A 24,412-nucleotide genomic window follows, 5' to 3' on the forward strand; every position below is an offset into this window, starting at 1 on the left:
TTTTATCTTCTGCAGTCTAGCATAGGCAAGCGTTTGACAACAAACGTCATTAGACCTAAATCGACAAAGACACAACTACAGGTTCACGAAAGATTAAAAATCTATTATAATAAATAAGGATTAAGTCTATTTTTTAAGTGAAAGCCTAGGTATTCTTTCGGGTACTTAACAAATAGATAACAGTTCAAATACAATTATTTTACGGTGTGTCTCAAAAGTGTGACAAAAATTAGCACCATTGAAGGAGAAGACAAATGAAAACGCTATGGATATATTTATATGCGATTATTATTACGATTCAAACATTACCGCAATTAAAACGAGCACAAAAAATGCCAGATGATCCTTACGGACCAAAGGGGCAAGCGATTTATACTATCCCGCAAAGCGTGTCTCGTCGAGTGATTAAGAAAACAAAAACACGTGTAACGGTAACGGGATTAGAAAATATTCCGGAAGGTCCTGTGTTATTCGCATCTAATCACCAAGGCTTGTTTGATATTCTTTTACTACTCGGTTATATGGAACGCCCGATTGGGTTTATTGCGAAAAAAGAAATTAAAAAAATCCCGATTATTCGAAGTTGGATGAAAGAATTGCAATGTGTCTTTATTGATCGAAGTAATCGCCGTGCGGCGATTAAAGTCATAGAAGATGGTGTGAACAGTCTTAAAAGGGGACAGTCGATGGTTATTTTTCCAGAAGGTACCCGCTCAAAAGGTGGACCAATCGTGCCGTTTAAGTCCGGTAGTTTAAGGTTAGGTACTCGAGCAGAAGTGCCGATTGTGCCGGTGACAATTAATGGGACATATCTTATGCTTGAAGCTAATGATGGAAAAATGAAACAAGCAGATGTATCTTTAACGATTGGAAAACCGTTGATGCCAGACGTATACAAAGACTTAAAGTCACAGAAAGTAGCCGATATTATTTACGAGCGAGTGAAAAGTCATTTGTAGATATAGATTCTTGATCGACATATTTAAATAATCACGTGTAAAAAGCAATCGACCTCACTTTGCTGTCGGTTGCTTTTTCAGTAGAGTCTATAAATCTAGGTGAGTAAAATAATGAAGAATGAATGAAAACGTTCTAAAGATTATGGTTTAAATGTCGATATAAGTACATAGACGTTTAAATTTCGTTGGATGAAGACGTTGAAGACTGTTTTTTAAGTTATTTTTACGATAACAACTAGGTTTTAATATGAAGATTCGTTATACTAGTAAGAGATAAAAGGTAAAGAATCCAATATAACCAATAAATTACAATGAGCCAAAGGTGATGCTATGACGAACCCATCTATTACAGACATGTTAGAGCAACAAACATTGAGTCAATTACTTGAACAATTTAAAGAACAACAGCTTGCTGAAGATGAATTAAAAAAACACCTTTATACATATGTCTCTACTAAAGTCTTTTCAACCGACGAATTGAATAAGATTGTGAGTCGAACATTTGATATCATTCTTTTGGATGAAAAAGGTTATTTAACCTATTGTGATCAAGATTTTGCTGAACACTTGGGTTACTTACAAGAAGAACTTATTGATCACCATTATCGCATGCTACATGCAAAGGTCCATGATGATCAATTTTATAATGATATGTGGCAAACCATTCAACAAGGTGATGTATGGACAGGCGATATAGCCACAGCCGCAAAAACCAATGATGTTTTTTGGTATCGAACAACGATTATTCCGATTCTTGACAAAAACCAAAAACCGTATCAATTTATTGTGTTTCGAACCGATATCACCGATGTGAAAAAGAGTGATAAAGCAATTTTAGAGCAGTTAGATGATGATTACCGAAAAGTGTTAAGTCATGTGATGAATTTGACCTTTCGAGTAAATAGAGATAAAACGGTGAACCGTTATCGCTTTCGACTATTTGAAGGGAAATTGATTCGGAAATTGTCACCATCATTTGATCAAATCGTGACAGGTCATGAGGTTTTCTTTAGTCAAGAGCCAATCTTAACCTCCTACTTTGAGCGGGCATTTGAAGGTGAAGAAGTCCGATTTAAACATCAATATAAAGAGATGTCTTTACTAACAACCCTCGTCCCAATCGTTGAGAAGGGACAAGTCATTGAAGTAGTGGGGAGCTCGAGTGATGTGACATCACTCGATGAAGCAGAAAAAAAGGCCAATCGATTAACTTACTATGACTTACTGACCGATTTACCGAATAGAGAAAAATTCAAACAGGATTTGACAGATTATTTGCGTCACAAACCACGTGATTTATCCTTGTTAATTTGTGATATTGATAAATTGAAAAACATTAATGACACCCTTGGTGAAGTGATAGGGGATGATGTCATTCAAGCGGTTGTTAACCGAATTCGAGCTGAATTAACAGATGGAGATACGCTTTACCGGTACGGTGGTGACGAGTTTGCGATTATTACGACTGGTGATGAAGATAAGTTAAAAGATTTGACGAATCGAATGATTCAAGCGATTAATAAACCTGTAACATCACATCGTCAGGATATGTTTATTTCAGCCTCAATCGGTGTTAGTCGGTTTGGAGTTGATGCGACAACAGAACAACACCTTGTGCGACATGCGAATGTTGCCGTTCATTATTGTAAACTTAACGGTCGCAATCATACGCTATTTTTCTCTGAAACGATGGAGGAGGATTATAACGAAAACTTAATTTTGGATGCTGATATTAGAAAGGCCCTGCATAATAATGAATTTGAACTTTATTATCAGCCGCAAATTAATGTTATTACAGGTGAAGTCATCGGCCTTGAAGCGCTGATACGGTGGGTACATCCGAAAAAAGGACCTGTCTCACCAGCAAAGTTTATTCCACTTGCAGAAGAGTCAGGCGTGATTACTCAAATTGGCGAATGGGTTATTCGAGAAGCGTGTCATCAACATCAAACGTGGGTGAAACAAGGTTACCGGCCGATTCGAATCGCCGTGAATGTGTCGGCAATTGAGTTACAAAGAACCGACTTTGCTGAAAAAGTGAAAAAGATCCTCTCAGAAACAAAGATGGACCCGCACTTTTTAGAAATTGAGATTACAGAAAATAGTGTGATGCAGAATACAGAAGAATGTATTTTAACAATGAACTGCTTACGACGTATGGGTATTTCTCTTTCCATCGATGATTTTGGCACAGGCTATTCTTCATTCGGCTATTTAAAACAATTTCCGATTAACTATTTGAAAATTGATCAGTCGTTTGTTCGAAGTGCCCTTAAAGAACAAAGTAGTGCTGCCATTGTAAAGGCGATGATTCAATTGGCGCATAATTTTGGTTTAAGAGTTGTCGCAGAAGGTGTGGAGGATGAAGACGTGCTAACGTTATTAAAAGCAGAGCACTGCGATTTCTATCAAGGTTACTACTACAGTAAGCCGGTGAAAGCGATAGACATTGAGAATAGAATATTAAAAGCCTATTAGAAAAACAAGTGATCATTCATCCGCAAAGTATCGTGATGAAGGGATCACTTGTTTTTTAGAAAGTTGAATATTTTTAACTTAAGGTATTTTTAGCTATAATGAAGTGTAATCTATAAAAAAAGGTGGTATATACTATGATAAGGGTATTATTTGTTTGTCTCGGTAATATTTGCCGTTCACCGATGGCAGAAGCTTACTTTAGAGACTTAGTTAAAAAGAAAGGGCTAGCTGATCAATTTGATATTGATTCTGCTGGGATTGGGAATTGGCATGAAGGTAAGCCGCCTTATATTGGCACGCGTGATAAGTTAGATGAAGCAGGTATTTCTTATGAGGGAATGACAGCGCGTCAAATTAAACATGCCGATTTGGATGCGTTTGATTACATCATCACGATGGATCATCAAAATTATCAAGACGTGATGACTTTAAGAGAACAAGCACCAACGGCTAAAGTCTTCAATTATATGGATGTCGTCGATGGGGATTTAGAAGAAGTACCCGATCCGTATCATACGGGTAAGTTTGATGAAACATTTGAATTAATTGAGTTAGGTGCTCATCAATTATTAACAGACATACTAAAAGAATCTAAATAATAGGAGTGAGAAAAATGCGTAATAAAAAAATGATAGGTTTTATCGCACTAGGAGCACTAACAGGTGCCGCCATTAGTTTACTAGATAAAAATGTCCGATTAGAATGTAAAGAAACGCTTGACCAACGTATGACAGAATGTCGTTACTATTCGAAACATCCGGCTGAACTTATGCATCAATGTCATAAACAACTTGCTTGGATGATGGATTTATCAGAAACGGCTTTAGACCTTACGGTTCAATCTGTAGATAAGGTAGAAAATCTGTTAGACAGCATTGAAGAAAAAATAGAGTAAGAAGTAATAATATAAAGGAGGCAGGCAAGATGAAGAATGTCCACTTAAAAAAGATGAAGCAATTCGGGATAGATTTATTTAAAAACTTTACCGAAGATGAAGTCACTTCTTTATCTGCGCAAATGGCTTACTTCTTTTTACTTTCACTCTTTCCATTATTAATTTTTCTTGTGACACTTGTTGGTTACTTTCCGATTGATGCCGCATCACTGATTTCTGACTTGAGTGGCTATATTCCCGGGGAAGCTATGAGCTTGATTGAATCAAACTTAGATCAAGTTGTCGATGCAAGTGGTGGAGGGTTGTTATCTATTGGTATTATTGGTACCCTGTGGTCTGCTTCGAATGGCATTAATGCGGTGATGCGCTCGTTAAATAAAGCTTATGATGTTGAAGAAAATCGATCATTTTTAGTCGGGCGTCTGATTGCGATTTTACTGCTTGTATCGATGTTGATTCTTATCCTTGTCGCGTTACTATTACCTGTGTTTGGTCGGGCAATCGGGGTGTATATTTTCTCTTTCTTCGGTGCATCAGAGACATTTATTGATGTATGGAACATGTTAAGATGGGTCATTTCTTCGTCAATATTCTTTATCGTTTTCTTATATTTATATCGCTTAGCTCCAAACGCTAAAGTCTATATCAAAGATACGATTTACGGTGCATTATTTGCGACGCTTGGCTTTCAATTAGCTTCATTTGGTTTTAGCTTTTATGTGAATAATTTTGGTAATTACTCAGCTACCTATGGTAGTCTTGGTGGTATCATTATTTTAATGTTTTGGTTCTATATAACAGGCATTGTCGTGATTACTGGTGGAGAAATCAATGCTTTAACCGCTAAATATCGGGGACGTTCTAGTCAAAAGAATCGGAAAAAACATCAGAAGAAAGATCAATCTCACCCCTCAAGTAAACATGAAATAACTAAAACAAGCATTGTGACAGAAACAAATGATCCATCTGTGACTACAAATGCAGCAGCGAATCAAACAGCGGTGATGAAGAGAGAAAAACAACAGTTAATAGAAGTTGATGAACCTATAAATAAACAAGACGATAAATAATATCGTCTAATAAACTAGGGAGAAAAGATATTGATCGCTTTTGTGAGGTCAATATTTTTTCTAACCACAGGCTCAATAATCATCTAAAAAAAATAAGTAGCAGCTTTTTTAGAGGTGAGTCCATAGCAATAAAGCAATGTTTTCAATCTTTAATAGTCGGAATAATTACATTTCTATAGGTGAGCAGGTGGGGGTATGGGGTATTTTGTTCAATTCCAATTGAACGTATTTGCACTCTTTATTGTGGTGATTTTATACGTCATGATTAAATTAAAACTAAAGGTAAAGAGTTATGGTAAGTTCTTGTTGGGGATTATTATGCTTGTTTCAGCAGTGGCGATCATTGTTGAGCCATTGACGTGGATGTTTGACGGGAAGTTGTTTCCGTTTAGTTACTCGTTAGAGTACGGAAGTAACGTCATGTTATTTCTTGTCGGTCCACTATTAGGTGGTCTATTGATGAGTTATGTAGATTATCATACCTTTCACAATCCGAAGCGATTGAGTAAACGGTTGTTTTATCAACAATGGAGTATATTTACGATCGTTATTCTTATCATCAATTGGTATCATCCGATTTATTTTAGTGTAGATCCAGTGACAAATAGTTATTCAAGTGGTGATTTTAAAGATGTGCATTATGTGGTGCTCGCAAGTATATATATGTATATGCTTGTATCACTATACCGCCATCGTCATCTTGTGACAAGACAGGCCCAACAGATTTTTATCTGGTTTTTTATGTTGCCGATTCTAGGTATGGTCGTTCAATTGTTTAATTCAAGACTCTACTTTTCATGGACATCCGTCGTACTCGGTATTTTAGTTGCCTATATTTTCTTAGAGTCACAAGCAACAGAGGAAGATCATTTAACGAAATTATATAATCGTCAAAGCTATGAAATGTTTGTTGGTCATCTCATTGAAAGTAATCAACCGTTTACCCTCGTATTGTTTGACCTTAATCATTTTAAAAAAGTAAATGATACGTATGGTCACCACGCAGGAGATCAAACATTAATTGCCTTTGGTCAAGCCCTTAAACAAGTTTTTGATAAGAAAGCACTCGTATCTCGCTTAGGTGGGGATGAGTTTGTTGTGGTAACGGAAGAAGTGTTAACTACCGATGACTACTCTAAAAAGATCAAACAAGTCTTGCGACAATATGATGAAATATATATTCAACAATTATCATTTAGTTCAGGTGTATCGATCCGAAATGGCTCTGAATCGACAGAACAAATATATCAATATGCTGATCGGAAGCTCTATAGTGAAAAACGTGCTTTTCATCAAAATCTAGCAGACTAATAAGAGGATAAGAAAAAGAAGTAAGCGAGGCGTGTGCATGCACATTTATCGCTTGCTTCTTTTTGTTAATGATAGACAAATACAAGTTTTACCCATGAAGAGGGGCTTGTTTAAATTTGAGTAGACGGAGCCCGTTTAAAATAACAAGAATCGTACTTCCCTCGTGTCCAACAACGCCAAGCGGCAGATTAATGAATTGGAATAAGTTTGACACGATAAGCAAAATGATCACCGAAATAGAAAAGAAGATATTTTGTTTCACAATCGTATTCATCCGTTTTGACAAACTAAAAAGATCCACTAATTTAGCCAGTTTGTTTTTGATTAGGACAATGTCGGCTGTTTCTAAGGCCACGTCTGTACCAGCTCCCATAGCAACGCCAATATGTGCCGTCGCAAGAGCAGGGGCATCGTTAATACCATCGCCAACCATCATAATCGTATCAAATTCCTCTTTTAACGTCTTTAAAACATTGACTTTATCTTCAGGCATACAGCTAGCGACATATCGGTCTAAGCCTACTTCTTTTGCGATTGCTTCAGCCGTTTTCTCATTATCGCCTGTCAACATGATAGTCTCGATACCAAGTGATTGAAAAGTTTTAATGGCTTCAATGGTATCTTGTCGGATGTCATCTTTTAGGGCAACAATCGCCACGACGTCATTATTTTTCATTATATAGACAAGCGTTTTTGCCTGTTCTTTTAAGATATTTGCTTGTTCACTGTACCAATTATCCGCTGAGGCAGTGAATAATTTTTCATTCCCAATTGCCCACTCATCACCATCAAATGCTGCTTTAACCCCTTTACCTGTCACCTCAGTCATCTCATCTGAAGCTTCAATGATGGTTGGGTCGAGATACGTTTTACTAAACCTTATCATCGCTTCAGCAAGTGGGTGACTAGAGCCTTTTTCGATTTGAACAATCCGCTTAACAATCGCTTCATCTACTTCTTCGTCCTTCGTGATAAAATCTGTGACTTCCGGTCGTCCAACGGTCAGTGTGCCTGTTTTATCAAACGCAATAGCGGATACTTTATCAAAATTTTCTAAGTGAACGCCACTTTTTACGAGCATGCCGCGTCTAGCGCTTGTCGAAATAGCCGACAATGTTGCAGGTGTGATAGAAGCAACAAGTGCACAAGGGGAAGCAACAACGAGTAAGATCATGGCCCGGTAAAACGTTTCATTCCAACTCCACCCGAAAATAAAAGGAGGTAACACCATCATGAATGCGGTGACAGCTAAGGTGATATAACATAAATGTTTTCAAAGCGTTCAATGAATAATTGAGCAGGAGATTTTTCTGATTGTGCTGAGCGCACAAGCGTCATAATTTTTTGAACAAATGACTCACTACTATCCGTTGTTACTTTAACGGTTAAGCTGCCGCTCTGATTCATGGTCCCAGTGAAGACAGGATCATCGATTGATTTTTCGACAGGAATAGATTCACCTGTTAAGGCACTTTCATCAATCGCTGTTTTACCTTTCACTATTTTACCATCGGCAGGCATTCTTTCTCCTGGTTTGACATAGATCAAATCACCAATCCGAAGAGCATCAACGGAAACAAGTTCTTCCTTACCGTTATTAATCCGTAAGGCTTGATCCGGTTGTAAATGCATTAAATTTGATAAATCACGTTCACTTTTTTGCATCGTGTACGTTTCCATGGCACCTGAAAGGGAGAAAATAAAAATCAAAATCGCCCCTTCCACCCAGTAGCCGATAATGGCCGCCCCAATGGCTGCCAAAATCATTAATAGTTCAACGTTTAACGTTTTATCAGCTAGTGTTTCGGTGATGCCTTCTTTCGCTTTAGCATATCCACCGATGAAAAAGGCAAGAACATTTAAGGTAATGTAACGTCCTTCTGGCAAGGAATCGTGAAACGCCCACGCCATTAAAATCAGCATGCCGCTAACTAAGGCAGCGATTAATTCCTTATGTTTTCGCCCTTTAGCCAACACCCCCTGTACTAATTGAGAATGATTCTTATTGTTATTTGTAATCTTTTTAGTTAGTTCACTCATTTATAACCCCTCCGTTTTCTAATTGAGAATTAAAATCATTTGAATGATACATAAATCCTTTATTTATATGATGTATATGTGTTTATAATGAATATTATAAATTATAATGATTATAAAATAAGTATAACAAGTATTTTAAAAAATACAAGATACAGAAGATAATAGTAGAATAAATGTGAACATTTTGTGACACAGGTGTCAAGACAGTCCGATTTGTTATAATACAGAAATCAAGAAAAAATATAGTACAGTTTGTGTTTTTCTATTGCATTGCCTCTGAATAGTTGATATAGTGAAAAGCGTTAAAGAATGTTATCAGAAAATTTACAAAGGGGATGGAAAAGTTGAAAAAGATACTTGCGATGGTTTTGTTTATGGGTGTCGTTGTCTTAAGTGCCTGCTCAGAAGAGACAACATTATACGATGAGATAACAGAAGAAGGTGTGCTTACTGTAGCAACATCAGGCACATTGATTGCGGCCTCATACTATAATGATCAAGATGAGTTAACTGGCTTTGACGTGGAAGTGGCACGTGAAGTCGGACGTCGTTTAGGTGTAGACGTTAAGTTTGAGATTATGAGTGTAGATGGCATGTTACCAGCTGTTGATACAGGACGCGTTGATTTAGCAGCTAATGATTTTTCAGCCACAAAGAACCGAAAAGAAACCTTTACTTTTTCTGAACCATATAAATATTCCTATTCAACAATGGTTGTAAGAAAAGTGATTACTCTGGTGTGCGTTCTCTTGAAGATTTAGCAGGAAAAATTAATGGCGGTGGGGAAACAACGATTTCGTCTGAAATCGCTCGACACTTCGGGGCAGAGGTTAGAACTTATGGTAATGCGAGTAATGAAGCTTACTTAAGAGATGTCTCTATCGGGCGAACGGATGTCGTTGTAAATGACTATTATTTAATTAAGTTTGGTGTGGCAGCTTTTCCTGATTTCGATATTATGATGCATCCAGATTTAAAGTTTCACCCAACCGAACAAGCACTTGTCATGAAAAAAGGTGAAACAGCACTTGAAGAAGCCGTAAACGAAGCGTTACAAGCAATGCGTGATGATGGGACATTATCAGACATTGCGATTGAGTTCTACGGTGAAGATGCTTCAGAACAGACAGAAGCCGATGTTGAGATCATTGAAGGATTAGATATTTAATTAATAGATTAGGAAGGGAGCGGTAAAGATGATGACATTACACGTAGTTTTTTTTAATCTAGATAAAGCCATTGAGAATTTACCGCTGATCCTTTCAGGATTACCGATGACGATCGCGGTGTCTTTCCTTAGTATGGCGATTGGTCTGGCTCTTGGTCTTCCCGTTGCTCTGTTACGAGGAAGTGAACGAAAACTGTTTCGGTTACCGGCACGTGTGTATATATCGTTTATGCGCGGGACACCCGTATTAGTCTTCTTATTTATTCTTTATTTTGGTTTACCAGCGGTCGGCATTGAGTTTTCTGCTTTTCAAGCGGCGGTGATTGGATTTGGTCTAAATGCAACGGCTTATATCGCTGAAGTCAATCGAGCAGCTCTTAACAGTGTGGAGCATGGGCAGTGGGAAGCAGCTCAATCACTTGGTTTGAATTACCGTCAAACAGTCACGGGAGTGATCTTACCACAAGCAATGCGGATTGCCTTACCGCCACTAACAAATATCTTTTTAGATTTAGTGAAAGCTACGTCACTTGCCGCTGTTATTACAGTGCCAGAATTGTTTCAAAAAACACAGATTGCTAGTGGACGTTCCTTTGATTTTTTAACGATGTATATATTAGTCGCTATGATCTACTGGCCACTGAGTATTGTCATCAGCGCTTTCCAAGAACGGTTAGAAAAAAGATTTTCTAAGTTTGTTGAAAAAAATTAGACAGAGAATAGTAAAAATGAGCCGCTTATAGCAAGCCGCTCATTTTTACTATTCATGATCATATTTTTAATTAGTGGATTTAATTGTTTTCCATCACTCTTTTTGGTGTAAATAAAATGAAAAGCAGCGAAATGACCAGTAGCATCACTGCTAAACTGTAAAACAGAGACACTTGTGGGAAGTGTTGAATGACTGAACCACCAAAGTACGGGCCAATCATGCTTCCTAAACTAAAACTAATGCCGCACATAATATTCCCAGCTGGCAAGAGCTGTTTAGGTAATGAATCGGTCATAAAAGAGACCCCCATTGAAAAGAGTGAACCTAGTAAGCCACCGGCTACTATAAAGGTTAAAATAATAACAAAAAAATGATGTTCAAAGACGGCACCGAGAAAGAAGATAACAGTCCCTGTAGATGTTACCATGGCTAGCATTTTCTTTCGCCCAATCTTATCACTAAGTGTGCCTAAAGGTACTTGTGTAAAGAGCGTGGCGATTGAGAACAGTGGGATGATATAAGCGATTGTATCCACAGAATAACCAATTCGAACCCCATATACAGGAAAGATACCGTGTAAGACAGCTTCTAAAATGCCATAAGCAAAAGGGCCAAGTAAGCTTAACCAAGCGAGTTTAATGGTCAGCCCAAAGCGGGAAAATGTCGATTGGACTTGAATGGTTTGAATAGCGTCGTCTTGTTCAACGTGATCATTTTGAATAAATAGCACAAAGATCCAAGCAACGAAACAGAAAAAGCTAGCGAGCAAGAAAGGTAAATGTTGATGTACTTTAACGAGCTTTAACATGAATGGACCGAGTGCAAAGCCTAGACTAAAAAACAGTCCATAGATGGCAATGATTTTTCCGCGTTTATATTGAGGGGTTGAAGATGTGATCCACGTTTGTGTCGCAAAATTCAACATATGGTCCCCTATACCGACACCCAGTCTTAGGATAAACCAAGCAAGTAGTGAAGGAAATACCGGGAACAGTAATAAAGAAATAAACACTAACGCCCCACCAGTGACAATCATCGGTTTGTAACCGAACCTATGTAATGGTTTCTCCATAAATGGTGACGCTATGAGCACACCAATATATAGCCCTGTCGCATGTAAGCCATTCATACTAGAAGAGACCCCCATATCTTCTAATAAAATCGCTAAAAGCGGTAATAACATTCCTTGAGTAAAACCTGAGATGGTAACAAAACTGATTAATATATTAAAACGCATTGATTTAGACATCGTACTTCCTCCAAATACACAGTAAATTAAGACAACAGTCTTACTTTAATATGTTTACTTTAAAAAGACAAGTGACTTTAGACGAAGAAATGTATGAGAAAGTGTAAAAAAAAGTGAAAAAATCCAAGTGTTTATCTGAGCATCAGGAATAAAAAAGTGATAAACTAAATAATAATAGAAAGATTGAATCTTCAACTGAGTCATCAAATGAAGATCAACCGACTATAATCATAATTGGATAAGCTATAAGAAAGAGAGAATGATGCTTATCATACCTTAATATAGGGAAAAGAAAACTATCGAAAGAAAGGGAGTCGATCTTATGTTATTTAAATTTAAAGAAGAAGGTATTCGCGTCGAAGTGGAATATGGTATTTTAGATATTTCTGAAGATCCTTACCACGGTTATAAGCCAGAACACTTATTAGTGGCTTCCATCGCAGGATCCAGCGCAAAAGAGTTTACGGATCTATTGGAATTGCATCATACGCACGTGGATGACTTTTTTATTCGTACAGAAGTGAAAAAAGATCCAAAAGATGATCATAAAATGACAAAGATTAAATTACACTTTGTTGTTAAAGGGCGTAATTTAAATATTGATAAACTGTACCGGTTACTAGAACAAGCGAGACAACGTTGCATGATTAGCCGCGCGTTAGAAAATAGTGTCGAAATTGATGAGACATTAGAAATTGTATCGCTGAGATAATCCGTTGATAGAAAGTATGTATTACGAAAAGACGACTTGTCTTTTTGTCGTACATGCTTTTTAATTTGGATTAAAATCAGGCGCGAATACCTAAAGTATATCACCTCATATTTTCTTTTTAACGTCATACACTATGAATACAAGCGTTAAAAGAAAGAAGGGATGGGATTGAAAAGACGTAGACTCATAATAAGTTCTGTCTGTCTAGGTATCATACTCTGTTGCATGAGTATTCTTGTTTTACTAACAAAGGGAGAAGAGCCTTTTAAAAGTATTAATCAAAATAATACAGTCCTCATGCCAACGGACATGACAGAGTCATGGTATGAGACATTAAAAGTGCCTATAGATAATCCAGAATTAATTGAGACACTTAATAAAAGTCAGTACACGACCGCTTTTTACACATTAGGTAGAAGGTTCAATTTTTCTCGGTAGATGGTTGTTGACATGCCAGATTGATGACATTCAACCTGTTCCGTACTTTATTGAACTGACGGCCGATGTTCTTAAAATGGATGACAATATACTTGAGTTGAAGAAAATGAAGCATATAACTATCGAGGAAGAACGTGAGCTACTGGATGTATTGATTTATATACGACCGGATGAACTCGACCACTTAACTAACGAAGTGACATTAGACCGTACAATGACATTACAAGAGACAATGGTGTTCACCTCATCTACCCGCGTATTTATATCAGGCGTTAATATTACTGGTCAAACAACAACTGCGGATGTCTATCTGAAGATAGAAAAGAATCAACCGCATTTAATTGTTAAAAATATAGTGAAGGCAGAAATCGATACGACATGGATTGATGAAGGGGCTTTTAAGGTAATGAATTAAATACAACAACCACAACGAGCCTTTTACTGCTCATTGCGGTTGTATGTTTCGGTGATATGAATCGTTTGTTGGGGCATCTTAACGTTGTTTTTATACATATGCTTGGCAATAACCGTTCTTACACTTCGGGCATTACCGAAGTAAGTTAAATCACCGACCAAACCAGAAATAATGTAGCGATACCCTTGATGTTGGTCATTGATAGAGTCCACACCAAGTACTGTAAAGGGTTCAATGGGTTGACCTGAGACATTCTGCTTTAAATAATCTTTTAATTCGTCATTGAGCTCATCACAAATTTCTTCTAGTATACGTAATACGCGAGAAGGGTCTTCGTAGTAACTGACGGTTACACGTTCGATGACGCGCATCTTATTTTTATTGAAGTTTTCAACGCTTCTGACTTGGCCATTGTTGATTGAGATGATCGTCGCTGACCAGTCGCGAATTTTTAATACGCGAAAACCAACTTCTTCAACGACACCTTCATGTGCTTCATTGACAATAACCCAGTCACCTTTTTGGAGTTGTTTCTCATACACAATAAAGAATCCGCCAGTAAGTCTTGAACGAGACTTTGGGCACCAAAACCAATAATAATACCGAGCACCCCAGCACCTGCCAACATGCCACCAACATCTAAACCAAAGACGCTTAAGGCAAACAATAAAAAGCCGATGACCGCGATATATTTAATAATGGATTGTAGTAGAGAAATTACGGTGTCTGACTCTTTACCGTCCATTAACTTCGTCCGACTAAGAACGGAACGTACAACGCGTTGTAAGAAAACGGCGATAAAGAAGATGACTAAACCACCAATGATTAATTGGGTTATGTTATTTTCTAAAATCGCTTCTAGTAATTCATTTATTTGTTTTATCGACATATGTGTCCTCCTAACTATCTATTTCTCGGTAGTTATTATAACATACTAGACAGGTTACTGCTTTTTATGTACGATAAGAGAGACTTATATCATAAAGGAGCTTTTTCATGCCAGAAAATCCAAAAATTCAACAACTAAAACAACAGCTAGAAGCTTTTCTTCAACAGTTAGATGAGCTCGAACCGAGTGAAACCTCTCTAGAAGATATTGATCGCCTTATTGAGATGATTGAATCGATGGAAAAGAAATTAAAATGAGAAAAGACAAGCCTTACCCAGGGCTTGTCTTTTTTGATAACTATTTTTTTATAAGTAGACGGTTATTCTTTCAATTCTACATCGAGCATGCTTATCTGCCTTTTTCGAGAATGAATATGGACATTTTGTGAACGACGAAGAGAAAAGCTTTACCTCCTCCGTCATTCATAATATGATGAGAGTGTAATTAATAATGATTCTCATTACCATCTAAGAGGAGGCACGTGATGCTTTATTTACATGAATTAAAGATAGGTGAATCCGCACAAATTCTGGATTTAAAAGAGACCCATGCTCTTATTCAAGCGCGTCTCCATCATTTAGGCATTAGTGAAGCGTGCAAAGTATGCATGAAAAATAAATTACCCTTTGGTGGCCCGTGTATGATTGAATGCGGGGGACAATGTATTAGTATGCGGCAGAATGATTTAAAAGCCATTCGGGTGAGTAAAATATGAAGGCCACATTAATAGGTAATCCGAATACGGGAAAAACATCGTTATTTAATGCTTTGACCGGTTCATATGAATATGTAGGTAACTGGAGCGGTGTGACCGTTGAAAAGAAAGTAGGTCAACTTAAATACTTAAATGGTGAATTGATTGATTTACCAGGGATCTATTCTCTCCATCCATTATCAAAAGATGAAGCGGTCGTGACTCGCTTTTTGTTAACAGATGATTGTGATGTATTGATCAATATTGTTGATGCCTCACAACTGAAGCGTCAACTTCAATTAACCGTTCAGTTGTTAGAATACGGCAAGCCAGTTGTGGTGGGTTTAAATATGATGGATGTGGCTAAACAACGAGGCAAACAGATTGATATCGGTCAAATGAACGATTATTTAGGCACCTCTATTACGCCGATTATTGCTAGAAAGGAACAAGGCATTGATCAGTTGGTGCGTGCGGTAGAACGCTCACATCAACATCAATCAAAACCACTCACATTAGATTATGGGTTAGTGATTGAAGAAGCGTTAGGAAAGTTAATACCACTTATGCCGAGTGAAATAATGAATCAACGGTGGTTAGCGCTGCAGTATTTAGATGACAATCCCGTAGTGATTGACTATTTGAGTCAGAGAGAGAATGTTGATCGCTGTGAAAGCATTAAGTTCGAGGCAAATACACAGATACAGGATATATCAGGTCTTACCTTGAGTCGACAGTTGTTTCAAGTAAGAGACCACTATATTGTCGAGTTGCTGCAAGCGACTATGAGGGAAAACGACAGAAATAAACCGACGTTAACTGAGACGGTCGATCGATTCGTGACCAATCGCTTTTTAGGCATACCTATCTTTTTAGGCTTGTTGTATGTGATGTTTATGCTAACGTTTGATTGGCTAGGTTTTCCACTATCGGATTTACTTGATGCCTTTTTCTCTGGGCCTTTGACGTCTGGTGTTATCATGATACTTGATGCGATTGATGCATCGGCCTTTATTCGAGCGCTCGTATTAGATGGGATCATCGGTGGCGTTTTTGGTGTATTAGTCTTTGTGCCGCAAATTTTTATATTGTTTTTCTTTATTTCGTTATTAGAAGACTCTGGTTATATGGCTCGCGTGGCAACGGTTATGGACCGAATGATGCAAAGTGCTGGGTTAAGCGGAAAATCGTTTATTCCTATGATTATAGGCTTTGGGTGTAACGTGCCTGGTGTCATGGCGTGCCGAACAATTGAACAGCCAAAAGAACGCACGTTAACGATTTTATTAACACCCCTTATGTCATGTTCAGCAAGGTTACCGGTGTATGCGCTCTTTGCGAGTGCGTTTTTTAGTAACCATCAAGCACTCATTGTCTTATCACTGTATGTACTCGGCGTTGTCTTAGCGTTAATCCTCGCCAAATGGTTTTCTAGCACTCTTTATAAAGAAGACACGTCTTTGTTTATTGTTGAGTTACCGCCTTATCGCCTGCCGCAACTAAAGACACTTTGGCGCAGTACGTGGGAAAAAGGAAAAGGTTTTGTAAGAAAAGCGGGGACATTTATTTTTGCGGGATCTGTCTTTATTTGGTTGCTTACTTATACAGGACCAAATGGTATCGGTGTACCGATGGACGATAGTTATCTTGCGCTTATTGGTGGCATCATCAGTCCGCTTCTTTCACCACTTGGTTTTGGTTCGTGGCAAGCAGCGGCTGCTTTGTTAACGGGTTTTCTCGCAAAAGAAGTCGTCGTATCGACGGTGACCATTATTTATGCTGTACCTGAAGCGGGACTAAATGATGTCTTATTACAAGCATTTAGTCCACTATCGGCCTATAGTTTCATGGTGTTTATTTTGCTTTACGTCCCGTGTTTAGCGACAGTAGCAGTGATTGGAAAAGAAACACATTCGAAACGACTCGCGATCTTTAGTGTCGTCTACGCTTTAGCACTAGCTTATGTGTTATCTTTCATTATTTATCAAGGCGGCCAGCTGTTCGTTTAATCTAATAAGATTCTGGAGGCGTTTGTATGTTAGATATATTGATTGGGTTTGTTATTTTTGGTTATGCCTGCCTTGTTTTTGTCCGCCATATCCGTTTAAGAAAGCAAAGTAAGTGCGCTGCCTGTCCATTAAAAAAACATTGCGAACAAACGGGAACGCTATGTATGTCAAAACAATTAGAGAATCATAAATAACAGTGATCTATGTATAAAAAACATCCTTCATTCACACGTTAATAAAAACGGTGAAATGAGGTGTTTTTTATGTCAGAGAATGTATGGGTTAAAGTAACGACATGTATCCTATTACTCATGATTGGATCCTTGATGACGACTGTATTCCATACGCCAATCTATGCGTATGGATTTGGTTATAAGCGCGGGGAAAATAATCAGCCACCAGAGATTGGACACTATCAATCGTTACTAGAGCAAGGCGAAGGTTATTATCTTGATCGATCAGGAGAAAAGGTTATTTATCTTACCTTTGATCATGGTTATGAAAAAGGCTACACCGAGGGGATATTAGATGTATTAAAGGAAGAAAGTGTGCCGGCTTGTTTTTTTGTGACCGGTCATTACGTACGAAGTGCCACAAATATCGTCAAACGAATGGCTGAGGAAAATCATTTGATAGGAAACCACACGTATCATCACTATGATTTAACGACATTAACAGAACAGTCATTTAAAGAGGAAATTAAGTCTTTAGAAAAAGCGATTCAGTTATTGATTCCAGATGTGACAATGATGTATATGCGTCCACCTAAGGGTATTTTCAATGAACAGACGTTATCATGGACGAGTGATTTAGGTTACCGTCAAATGTTTTGGTCAATCGCTTATGTTGATTGGCATGAAGACCAAGAGGTAGGTTATGAGTATCCTTATAATCAAGTCATGAATCAACTCCATCCAGGAGCAGTCATCTTGATGCATGCGGTATCAGAGGATAATCTTCTGGCACTACGTGCCATTATCCATGAAGCTAAACAACAAGGGTATCGTTTTGGTACGTTAGATGAACTTGTTTTTAAGGAAAAAGCTCATACGATATTTTGGTAATGAAAAGCCCGTTCGTCACTTTAATTGTGATTAACGGGCTTCATTCAATTAATCATGTCTTAATGAATGGATGATTGATAGGCTAAGTCAAAGAGGGATAGCTGGCTTGAAATTGCTTGGTCACTTGGTTGATGTTTATATTCGTAACAACCATTCGGTAATTGAAAACGTGCTTTCTGGTTATCAGCCAGTTGTACTGTTAATACATCCATCACGCGTTTTTTATGACGCCGGTCTAGCACAGGGAAAAGTAATTCGATCCGTTTGACCATATTACGTGTCATCATATCACATGAAGCCAAGAAGACTTTTTCTTCCCCATGATGGTGGAAATAATAAATACGACTATGTTCTAAAAAACGACCGACAATACTGGTCACGGTAATGTTTTCGCTCACCCCTTTTATCCCTGGTTTTAAACAACAAATACCACGCACAATCAAGTCGATTTTCACCCCTTTATTTGATGCTTCGTATAATTTTAATATAAGAGGTTTATCGGTTAACGCATTCATCTTTGCGACGATATGTCCATCATGATGCTGTTCGTGATAGCGTATTTCTTGTTCGATGTAGTCGATAAAGTCATGTTGAATGTGATAAGGTGCCATCGACAAGTGGTGGAAGGTTGGTTTAAATGTATAGCCGCTCAAGAAATTAAAAAACAATGTCGCGTCAATCCCAAACTCGCGTCGTGACGTTAAAATAGATAAATCGGTATAAAATTTGGCGGTTTGATCATTATAATTTCCTGTACTTAAGTGAACGAATCGTTCAATCCGATCCGATTCTTTTCTGACGATCAGCGTAATTTTACTATGCGTTTTTAATCCGGTAATACCATAAATGACGTGACAACCGGCCTTTTCTAATGCTTTTGCCCACTGCACATTCTTTTCTTCATCAAAGCGTGCTTTTAATTCCACGAGCACCGTCACTTGTTTCCCGTTTTCAGCCGCAAGCTTTAAACTATTCACAATGGGCGAGTCCCCGCTGACACGGTAGAGTGTTTGTTTAATCGCAAGCACTTGAGGATCAAGTGCGGCTTGTTCAATCATATCGACAATCACTTCAAATGATTCGTAGGGGTGATGCAACATAATATCTTTTCGTCGTAATTGATCAAAAATATTGACTAACGGCTCAACCTCTTTTGGTGGTTGGGGGATGAGGGTTTGAAAGACTAAATGTTCAAATGTCTGTTTTAATTGTGAATAGACATTTAATAAAAATGTGAAATCAAGTGGACCGCCATGATAGTAAAGGTCATCATTTGAAACTTCTAGGACATATTTTAAAAAGTTAATTAAGTGCTGATTATGGGCGCCTTTTTCGCCCATGATTTCTAAGCGCACCGCTACTCCCCAGCGACGTTTCTTTAATTCCTTCTCAATTTCTTTCAGTAAATCTCTTGAGCCCTCTTCGTGGATATTCATATCGGCATTACGTGTAATTCTAAAACAAATCGTATCCTCCACCTTGTAGCCAGTAAATAAGCGATCGATATAGTAGCGAATCACATCTTCTAATAAGAGATAGTGGTGCTTATTTTTAATTTTAACAAAGCGATCTAACAAGGCGGGTACTTGAACGATGGCGGTTAATTTTTTATCTGTCTCATCAGGATGATGCAGTGTGACGGCAATATTTAATGATAAATTTTGTAGTAACGGAAACGGTCGATAAGCATCAATCGCTAACGGTGTGAGCACAGGATAAATGACCTGTTCAAAATGCTGTTCTAGCCACTTTAATTCTTTTTTTGATAGCTTATCAATCGAACCAATATGAATATTTTCTTCAGCTAGCTGTTGTTTTAACACATGATAATAATCTTGTTGCGTTTGGACAAGCGGATGCGCTTCTTTTGTAATGGCCTCAAGTTGTTGTAATGCTGTTAAGCCGGATTTATTATCGGGTCGATTAAATCCAGCTCTAAATTGATCTTTTAATCCTGCCACCCGAACCATAAAAAATTCATCAAGGTTATTTGAGAAGATACCGATAAAGCGCAAACGCTCTAGTAGAGGATTTTGTTCATCCATTGCTTCTTCTAACACCCGTTTATTAAACCGTAGCCAACTAATTTCTCGATTGTTGAAGTGCTCAGGTGCATCTATGGTGATCGTGTCAGTCATGATTGTCACTCCTTGTCTTTTGTATCCTTAACAAAGGTTAAATCTACGGGTCGCTTTAAGGCTTTTTCAAGATGTTTCTTTTGTTTTTCCGCTTGATAAATTTCAGGAGCGGCATTTTTTGTATAAGCTAAGGTCAAAAGAATCTTTTTCTTTTTAACGTTAACGTCGATATTATGAATGACATGTCGTTTGGTTCCATCTAGGCAGTAAGTAAATTTAAGTAAAGCCCCAAGTAACATCAGTTTTTTGCGTTCGGTTTTCGTTAACCAACTTTTATAAGGGCGGACAAACTGTTTAAAGACTGTTTTATTTTTAAACGAGGCGACAAGTGCCAAGTCAAGTTTTTCGCGATGGCTCAGCCCGTCAATCGTACGATTACTTAATAAGTAAAACGTATGCTGGGCGCTTGACTCATGATCAATGTAGTCGCCCATGTTAAAGACATAACTTGCTCGCCTGAGCAACGTCCAATCTTTTTTTGTGAGCCCTTTAATTTTATGTTGAACGAGCGAGTCAAAATTTCACGGGTTAAATGTTGGACTTGGAACGCTTGTTTCACATCTAAGTCAAAATCTGAGATTAATTCTTGAAAACTATCTTCTAACACATTGGGTGAATAAGGTTCCTCTTGTTTATGAAAGAGCAGTTCATAGTTAATGCCGTCTCGCAATCCTTTTTGACTTAAGACAAATCTGTCGGCATGGGTATGTTTATAAAGGGTGACAAACGTCATAATGGCTGGTAGGATAATATCCGCTCGATCTTTTGATAAGCCTTCCACTTTCATTCGTTTCTCATTAGAAAGGCTAAGTAAATGATCTTTAATCCGATGTAAATCTTTCAGTAGCATGGGATACTGATGGAGCCCTGCCATCGGATAATCTTTATCGATTTGATCGATTTGGGCCACGTTTCTCGCACTCCCACCAATCGCTATAATGGGCACGGATAAGTCTTCTAACCAACTCAAGGTGCTGAAGGCTTTTTTAACATAACTCTTTACCGTGTGTAAATTATCTGCTTCTGATACATTCTCATCGTACAAGTGACGTAAACTTAATGTACCAAAAGAGAAACTGTGCGCATGAATCAGTTTCCGGTCTTTAAAGTAAGTCACCTCAGTTGAACCCCACCCATATCAACAGTGACCCCTTCCGTGAGAGATGTTGAATTGACAATGGCTAAATACCCATAAAAAGCTTCTTCTTCCTCTGAAAGTATCTGCATGTCCCAACCGAGTTGATCTTTCACTGCTTGAACGAGCGTAGCTTTATTGTTAGCTTGTCTCACAGTGGCGGTCGCAACGACCGTGAAATGTTTCAGTGGATATATTTTCAACACATCTTCAAACTCTTTTAATGTATCGATGAGGATTGTTTGCCCCTCATCCGATAAGTAACCGTCCGCCGTTAAATGATTTCTTAATCGTGCGACCGCTTTAACATTTTCGACTTCACGAAATCGTCCCGCTTCATTCGGTAAATAAATAACCAGGCGCATCGTGTTCGAACCAATATCAATGAGCGCATAATAATTATCTTTTATAGAAGTCATCTTAATCCCGCCTTTTAAATAGTAAGCTCTAATACGTATATATACCACAATATCGACATATTTAACCCTACAAAAGGGTGAGAAAGTTAGCGTGTTGGGGTGTTTTCAAACACATAATAAACATGTCTATTAAAAAAATGAATCAAAACACTTGAAAGTCAAAGAAGGTCAAAGTATACTATAATCAGGAAAGGTCAAAGATAGTCAAACGTTAGTGACCTTCCGTTATTAATACGATTGAACTAAGGAGGAACGAAAAAATGAAATGTCAAAAATGTCAAGTCCGTCCCGCAAATGTTAATGTGACCCTACGTATAAATGGTCACACTGAACAACTTCATGTCTGTGACACATGCTTTAAAGAAATCCGCAATGAATCTCTCCAGCCATCTAACTTCTTCGGACAATCTGGTTCGGCATTTGAAGAACAATCTGGCTTCACAAAACGTCAATCACATGTGAAAACAGAAACGCCGAATCACCATGATGGCCTACTTGATCAGCTTGGTCGTAATCTAACCGATCATGCGAAACAAGGTCTCATTGATCCTGTTATTGGACGAGATCAAGAAGTGACACGCGTGATTGAAACGTTGAATCGACGTAATAAAAATAACCCAGTATTAATTGGTGAACCTGGTGTAGGTAAAACGGCGATTGCGGAAGGATTAGCCTTAAAAATTGCACAGGGTAACGTCCCGAAGAAATTAAAAGATAGACAGGTATATTTACTCGACGTTGCGTCACTTGTCGCCAATACAGGTGTCCGTGGACAATTCGAAGAACGAATGAAAGGTCTGATTAGTGAACTCCAGGATCGACAAAATGTCATTTTATTCGTTGATGAAATTCACTTACTCGTGGGTGCTGGTACAGCTGAAGGATCTCAAATGGATGCGGGTAATATCTTAAAACCAGCACTTGCTAGAGGAGAACTCCAACTTATTGGCGCCACAACGTTAAAAGAATATCGACAAATTGAAAAAGATCAAGCTCTTGAACGTCGCTTTCAACCGATTATGGTGAAGGAACCAACAGAACAAGAAGCGATTCAAATTTTACAAGGAATTAAGGAGCGTTATGAAAGTTATCACCATGTTACTTATAGTGATGAGGTCATTGAACAAGCGGTGCGTTTATCCAAACGTTACATCCAAGACCGGTTCTTACCAGATAAAGCGATTGACTTAATTGATGAAGCAGGTGCACGGTTAAACTTAACCTTGTCTGAGTCAGATCAATCAACGATTGAAGACGAATTGAAATACCTTGCTGAGGAGAAACAAAAGGCAGCTGAAAAAGAGGATTATGAAACCGCTGCGCATTTGCGACATAAAGAGTTACAGCTTGAGAAAAAGCTAGCGACGCACGAAGGTGTACCCTCGATTGACGTGACGACAGAAGCCATTCAACTGCTTATTGAAGAAAAAACAGGCGTACCTGTGAGAAAAATGCAAGCGGATGACCAACAAAAGATGAAAGATTTAAAACGCCATCTTGAAAAGAAAGTCATTGGTCAAGAAGTGGCAGTCGATAAAGTCGCTAAAGCCATTCGTCGTAGCCGTGCTGGTCTAAAATCAAAACACCGTCCGATTGGGTCATTCTTATTTGTTGGGCCTACGGGTGTCGGTAAAACAGAGTTAACAAAAGTACTCGCAGAAGAAATATTTGGCCATCAAGACGCGCTGATTCGTCTTGATATGAGTGAGTATATGGAAAAGCATGCCGTTTCAAAAATAATCGGGTCACCGCCAGGTTATGTTGGTCATGAAGAGGCAGGACAACTTACAGAGAAAGTTCGCCGTCAGCCATACAGCGTCATTTTACTGGATGAGATTGAAAAAGCCCACCCAGATGTCCAGCATATGTTTCTGCAAATTATGGAAGATGGTCGTTTAACGGATAGTCACGGTCGAGTGGTCAACTTTAAGGATACCGTCATTATTATGACAAGTAATGCGGGAAGTGCCGTAAAGGAATTACACGTTGGCTTTAATAAAACAGAAACCGATGCGATCTCAACACTTGATCAGCTCAAGGATTACTTTAAACCAGAATTCTTAAACCGTTTCGATGCGATTATTACCTTTAATCAATTAGAAGAAGAGCACTTAATCAAGATTGTAGACTTGATGCTGAATGAATTAGAAGAGAATCTAAAAGAACAAGGATATAGACTTGAAGTAACCGAGAAAGTGAAAAAACATTTAGCTGATATCGGCTATGATCGTCAATTTGGTGCACGGCCACTTCGACGCGCTATTCAAGAAACTCTTGAAGACGGGATTACCGATGTCTTACTAGAAGAACCAGACATCATGGCTTTAAAAGCAGATGTCATCGATGATAAGATTGTTGTAACAAAGGTGTCTGAATAGGACTAAAGCTAAATGAAACATCAAATAAGTAATATCATACGCTCTTTACTCGGGCGTATGATATTTTTTTGAAGAAAAATTATCTGAATATTTATTCAATAAATCCATCGTTTTAGTGGGTAATATCAGAAAAACATGTTGTTTTGTGAATAAAGATAAACGTTATTGGATAAAGCTATATTTGACAACGGTTCTGTCAGTTTTGTTTGTGAAAAAATCTGGTATAATAGTGAAAAAGT

23 protein-coding genes and 2 pseudogenes are annotated in these 24,412 nt (G+C 38.1%); 18 read left to right on the forward strand and 7 right to left on the reverse strand.

Annotated features, from left to right (window positions below; all coding sequences use genetic code 11):
• Positions 1-254 precede the first annotated feature (254 nt).
• The 6 genes from JCM19043_RS06590 (at position 255) to JCM19043_RS06615 (ending at position 6,713) form a co-directional block, all read left to right on the forward strand.
• A complete protein-coding gene (locus tag JCM19043_RS06590; RefSeq protein ID WP_062321078.1) occupies positions 255-959 on the forward strand; it encodes a 1-acyl-sn-glycerol-3-phosphate acyltransferase in 705 nt (234 codons plus the stop codon).
• A gap of 330 nt (positions 960-1,289) precedes the next feature.
• The gene (locus JCM19043_RS06595; RefSeq protein WP_062321081.1) at positions 1,290-3,437 is read left to right on the forward strand and encodes an EAL domain-containing protein; all 2,148 of its coding nucleotides are present in this window, start codon (positions 1,290-1,292) and stop codon (positions 3,435-3,437) included.
• 134 nt (positions 3,438-3,571) lie between these two features.
• Positions 3,572-4,036: a low molecular weight protein-tyrosine-phosphatase gene (locus JCM19043_RS06600; RefSeq protein ID WP_062321083.1), complete on the forward strand. Its 465-nt coding sequence runs from the start codon at positions 3,572-3,574 to the stop codon at positions 4,034-4,036.
• A gap of 14 nt (positions 4,037-4,050) precedes the next feature.
• Positions 4,051-4,332, forward strand: a complete 282-nt coding sequence (locus JCM19043_RS06605) for a hypothetical protein (RefSeq protein WP_062321085.1) — start codon at positions 4,051-4,053, stop codon at positions 4,330-4,332.
• A 29-nt stretch (positions 4,333-4,361) separates the two neighbouring features.
• Positions 4,362-5,402, forward strand: a complete 1,041-nt coding sequence (locus JCM19043_RS06610; protein WP_082394455.1) for a YihY/virulence factor BrkB family protein — start codon at positions 4,362-4,364, stop codon at positions 5,400-5,402.
• A gap of 195 nt (positions 5,403-5,597) precedes the next feature.
• Positions 5,598-6,713: a GGDEF domain-containing protein gene (locus tag JCM19043_RS06615; protein WP_062321087.1), complete on the forward strand. Its 1,116-nt coding sequence runs from the start codon at positions 5,598-5,600 to the stop codon at positions 6,711-6,713.
• An 88-nt stretch (positions 6,714-6,801) separates the two neighbouring features.
• On the opposite strand, the pseudogene JCM19043_RS06620 reads toward JCM19043_RS06615, so the two are convergent.
• Positions 6,802-8,753 (reverse strand): annotated as a pseudogene (locus JCM19043_RS06620) (heavy metal translocating P-type ATPase).
• 344 nt (positions 8,754-9,097) lie between these two features.
• Between JCM19043_RS06620 and JCM19043_RS18725 the strand changes: the two are divergent.
• The 3 genes from JCM19043_RS18725 to JCM19043_RS06630 are packed head-to-tail and all read left to right on the forward strand — an operon-like array spanning position 9,098 to position 10,633.
• Positions 9,098-9,514, forward strand: a complete 417-nt coding sequence (locus JCM19043_RS18725; protein ID WP_369813793.1) for a transporter substrate-binding domain-containing protein — start codon at positions 9,098-9,100, stop codon at positions 9,512-9,514.
• The gene (locus JCM19043_RS18730) at positions 9,493-9,921 is read left to right on the forward strand and encodes a transporter substrate-binding domain-containing protein (protein ID WP_369813794.1); all 429 of its coding nucleotides are present in this window, start codon (positions 9,493-9,495) and stop codon (positions 9,919-9,921) included. The genes JCM19043_RS18725 and JCM19043_RS18730 overlap by 22 nt, the downstream gene beginning before the upstream one ends.
• Before the next feature lie 28 nt (positions 9,922-9,949).
• Positions 9,950-10,633, forward strand: a complete 684-nt coding sequence (locus JCM19043_RS06630; RefSeq protein ID WP_062321090.1) for an amino acid ABC transporter permease — start codon at positions 9,950-9,952, stop codon at positions 10,631-10,633.
• Positions 10,634-10,712: 79 nt separating this feature from the next.
• Here JCM19043_RS06630 and JCM19043_RS06635 read toward each other — a convergent pair whose 3' ends face one another.
• A complete protein-coding gene (locus JCM19043_RS06635; protein WP_062321093.1) occupies positions 10,713-11,882 on the reverse strand; it encodes an MFS transporter in 1,170 nt (389 codons plus the stop codon).
• A gap of 322 nt (positions 11,883-12,204) precedes the next feature.
• Here JCM19043_RS06635 and JCM19043_RS06640 point away from each other — a divergent pair, with 322 nt between their 5' ends.
• From JCM19043_RS06640 to JCM19043_RS06650, 3 genes are all read left to right on the forward strand, one after another.
• Complete coding sequence (locus JCM19043_RS06640; RefSeq protein ID WP_062321095.1) at positions 12,205-12,594, forward strand: OsmC family protein; 390 nt, start codon at positions 12,205-12,207, stop codon at positions 12,592-12,594.
• Positions 12,595-12,819: 225 nt separating this feature from the next.
• A complete protein-coding gene (locus JCM19043_RS06645) occupies positions 12,820-13,032 on the forward strand; it encodes a YfkD family protein (RefSeq protein WP_156321353.1) in 213 nt (70 codons plus the stop codon).
• 4 nt (positions 13,033-13,036) lie between these two features.
• Positions 13,037-13,447 carry a hypothetical protein gene (locus JCM19043_RS06650; RefSeq protein WP_197274761.1) on the forward strand — a complete coding sequence of 137 codons (411 nt, stop codon included), beginning with the start codon at positions 13,037-13,039 and terminating at the stop codon, positions 13,445-13,447.
• 23 nt (positions 13,448-13,470) lie between these two features.
• Here JCM19043_RS06650 and JCM19043_RS17425 read toward each other — a convergent pair whose 3' ends face one another.
• Both JCM19043_RS17425 and JCM19043_RS17430 read right to left on the reverse strand, forming a co-directional pair.
• Complete coding sequence (locus JCM19043_RS17425) at positions 13,471-13,989, reverse strand: mechanosensitive ion channel family protein (protein WP_062321101.1); 519 nt, start codon at positions 13,987-13,989, stop codon at positions 13,471-13,473.
• A complete protein-coding gene (locus JCM19043_RS17430) occupies positions 13,899-14,336 on the reverse strand; it encodes a mechanosensitive ion channel domain-containing protein (protein WP_062321103.1) in 438 nt (145 codons plus the stop codon). The genes JCM19043_RS17425 and JCM19043_RS17430 overlap by 91 nt, the downstream gene beginning before the upstream one ends.
• Before the next feature lie 107 nt (positions 14,337-14,443).
• Here JCM19043_RS17430 and JCM19043_RS16765 point away from each other — a divergent pair, with 107 nt between their 5' ends.
• The 5 genes from JCM19043_RS16765 (at position 14,444) to JCM19043_RS06675 (ending at position 18,103) form a co-directional block, all read left to right on the forward strand.
• Positions 14,444-14,593: an SE1561 family protein gene (locus JCM19043_RS16765; RefSeq protein ID WP_177220695.1), complete on the forward strand. Its 150-nt coding sequence runs from the start codon at positions 14,444-14,446 to the stop codon at positions 14,591-14,593.
• 227 nt (positions 14,594-14,820) lie between these two features.
• On the forward strand, positions 14,821-15,051 hold the full coding sequence (locus JCM19043_RS06665) for a FeoA family protein (protein WP_062321105.1): 231 nt from the start codon (positions 14,821-14,823) through the stop codon (positions 15,049-15,051).
• On the forward strand, positions 15,048-17,039 hold the full coding sequence (gene feoB / locus JCM19043_RS06670) for a ferrous iron transport protein B (RefSeq protein WP_062321107.1): 1,992 nt from the start codon (positions 15,048-15,050) through the stop codon (positions 17,037-17,039). The genes JCM19043_RS06665 and feoB overlap by 4 nt, the downstream gene beginning before the upstream one ends.
• A gap of 26 nt (positions 17,040-17,065) precedes the next feature.
• On the forward strand, positions 17,066-17,233 hold the full coding sequence (locus JCM19043_RS16335; protein ID WP_143103165.1) for a FeoB-associated Cys-rich membrane protein: 168 nt from the start codon (positions 17,066-17,068) through the stop codon (positions 17,231-17,233).
• 69 nt (positions 17,234-17,302) lie between these two features.
• Positions 17,303-18,103 carry a polysaccharide deacetylase family protein gene (locus JCM19043_RS06675; protein WP_082394456.1) on the forward strand — a complete coding sequence of 267 codons (801 nt, stop codon included), beginning with the start codon at positions 17,303-17,305 and terminating at the stop codon, positions 18,101-18,103.
• Between the two features lie 59 nt (positions 18,104-18,162).
• Here the strand turns inward: JCM19043_RS06675 and JCM19043_RS06680 are convergent, their stop codons facing one another.
• The 3 genes and pseudogenes from JCM19043_RS06680 to JCM19043_RS06685 form a co-directional block, all read right to left on the reverse strand.
• Entirely contained in the window at positions 18,163-20,241 is a 2,079-nt protein-coding gene (locus JCM19043_RS06680) for an RNA degradosome polyphosphate kinase (RefSeq protein WP_062321109.1), read from the reverse strand.
• A gap of 5 nt (positions 20,242-20,246) precedes the next feature.
• On the reverse strand, positions 20,247-20,705 hold the full coding sequence (locus JCM19043_RS18735; RefSeq protein WP_369813795.1) for a hypothetical protein: 459 nt from the start codon (positions 20,703-20,705) through the stop codon (positions 20,247-20,249).
• Positions 20,621-21,795: pseudogene (locus JCM19043_RS06685) on the reverse strand (hypothetical protein). The gene JCM19043_RS18735 and the pseudogene JCM19043_RS06685 overlap by 85 nt, the downstream one beginning before the upstream one ends.
• A gap of 260 nt (positions 21,796-22,055) precedes the next feature.
• Between JCM19043_RS06685 and JCM19043_RS06690 the strand changes: the two are divergent.
• Complete coding sequence (locus JCM19043_RS06690) at positions 22,056-24,173, forward strand: ATP-dependent Clp protease ATP-binding subunit (RefSeq protein WP_062321110.1); 2,118 nt, start codon at positions 22,056-22,058, stop codon at positions 24,171-24,173.
• Positions 24,174-24,412 lie beyond the last annotated feature (239 nt).

Source organism: Halolactibacillus sp. JCM 19043, from assembly GCF_001310395.1.
GTDB lineage: Bacteria > Bacillota > Bacilli > Bacillales > Amphibacillaceae > Halolactibacillus > Halolactibacillus miurensis.

What these genes read in the sequence shown, in the direction of transcription:
- JCM19043_RS06665 (WP_062321105.1), top strand. Translation starts at nt 14,821, where the DNA reads ATGCTTTATTTACATGAATTAAAGATAGGTGAATCCGCACAAATTCTG.
- JCM19043_RS06675 (WP_082394456.1), top strand. Translation starts at nt 17,303, where the DNA reads ATGTCAGAGAATGTATGGGTTAAAGTAACGACATGTATCCTATTACTC.
- JCM19043_RS17430 (WP_062321103.1), bottom strand. Translation starts at nt 14,336, where the DNA reads ATGTCGATAAAACAAATAAATGAATTACTAGAAGCGATTTTAGAAAAT.
- JCM19043_RS06640 (WP_062321095.1), top strand. Translation starts at nt 12,205, where the DNA reads ATGTTATTTAAATTTAAAGAAGAAGGTATTCGCGTCGAAGTGGAATAT.
- JCM19043_RS06590 (WP_062321078.1), top strand. Translation starts at nt 255, where the DNA reads ATGAAAACGCTATGGATATATTTATATGCGATTATTATTACGATTCAA.
- JCM19043_RS06690 (WP_062321110.1), top strand. Translation starts at nt 22,056, where the DNA reads ATGAAATGTCAAAAATGTCAAGTCCGTCCCGCAAATGTTAATGTGACC.
- JCM19043_RS06680 (WP_062321109.1), bottom strand. Translation starts at nt 20,241, where the DNA reads ATGACTGACACGATCACCATAGATGCACCTGAGCACTTCAACAATCGA.
- JCM19043_RS16765 (WP_177220695.1), top strand. Translation starts at nt 14,444, where the DNA reads ATGCCAGAAAATCCAAAAATTCAACAACTAAAACAACAGCTAGAAGCT.
- feoB (WP_062321107.1), top strand. Translation starts at nt 15,048, where the DNA reads ATGAAGGCCACATTAATAGGTAATCCGAATACGGGAAAAACATCGTTA.
- JCM19043_RS06615 (WP_062321087.1), top strand. Translation starts at nt 5,598, where the DNA reads ATGGGGTATTTTGTTCAATTCCAATTGAACGTATTTGCACTCTTTATT.
- JCM19043_RS16335 (WP_143103165.1), top strand. Translation starts at nt 17,066, where the DNA reads ATGTTAGATATATTGATTGGGTTTGTTATTTTTGGTTATGCCTGCCTT.
- JCM19043_RS06630 (WP_062321090.1), top strand. Translation starts at nt 9,950, where the DNA reads ATGATGACATTACACGTAGTTTTTTTTAATCTAGATAAAGCCATTGAG.
- JCM19043_RS06635 (WP_062321093.1), bottom strand. Translation starts at nt 11,882, where the DNA reads ATGTCTAAATCAATGCGTTTTAATATATTAATCAGTTTTGTTACCATC.
- JCM19043_RS06610 (WP_082394455.1), top strand. Translation starts at nt 4,362, where the DNA reads ATGAAGAATGTCCACTTAAAAAAGATGAAGCAATTCGGGATAGATTTA.
- JCM19043_RS06595 (WP_062321081.1), top strand. Translation starts at nt 1,290, where the DNA reads ATGACGAACCCATCTATTACAGACATGTTAGAGCAACAAACATTGAGT.
- JCM19043_RS06600 (WP_062321083.1), top strand. Translation starts at nt 3,572, where the DNA reads ATGATAAGGGTATTATTTGTTTGTCTCGGTAATATTTGCCGTTCACCG.
- JCM19043_RS06645 (WP_156321353.1), top strand. Translation starts at nt 12,820, where the DNA reads ATGAGTATTCTTGTTTTACTAACAAAGGGAGAAGAGCCTTTTAAAAGT.
- JCM19043_RS06605 (WP_062321085.1), top strand. Translation starts at nt 4,051, where the DNA reads ATGCGTAATAAAAAAATGATAGGTTTTATCGCACTAGGAGCACTAACA.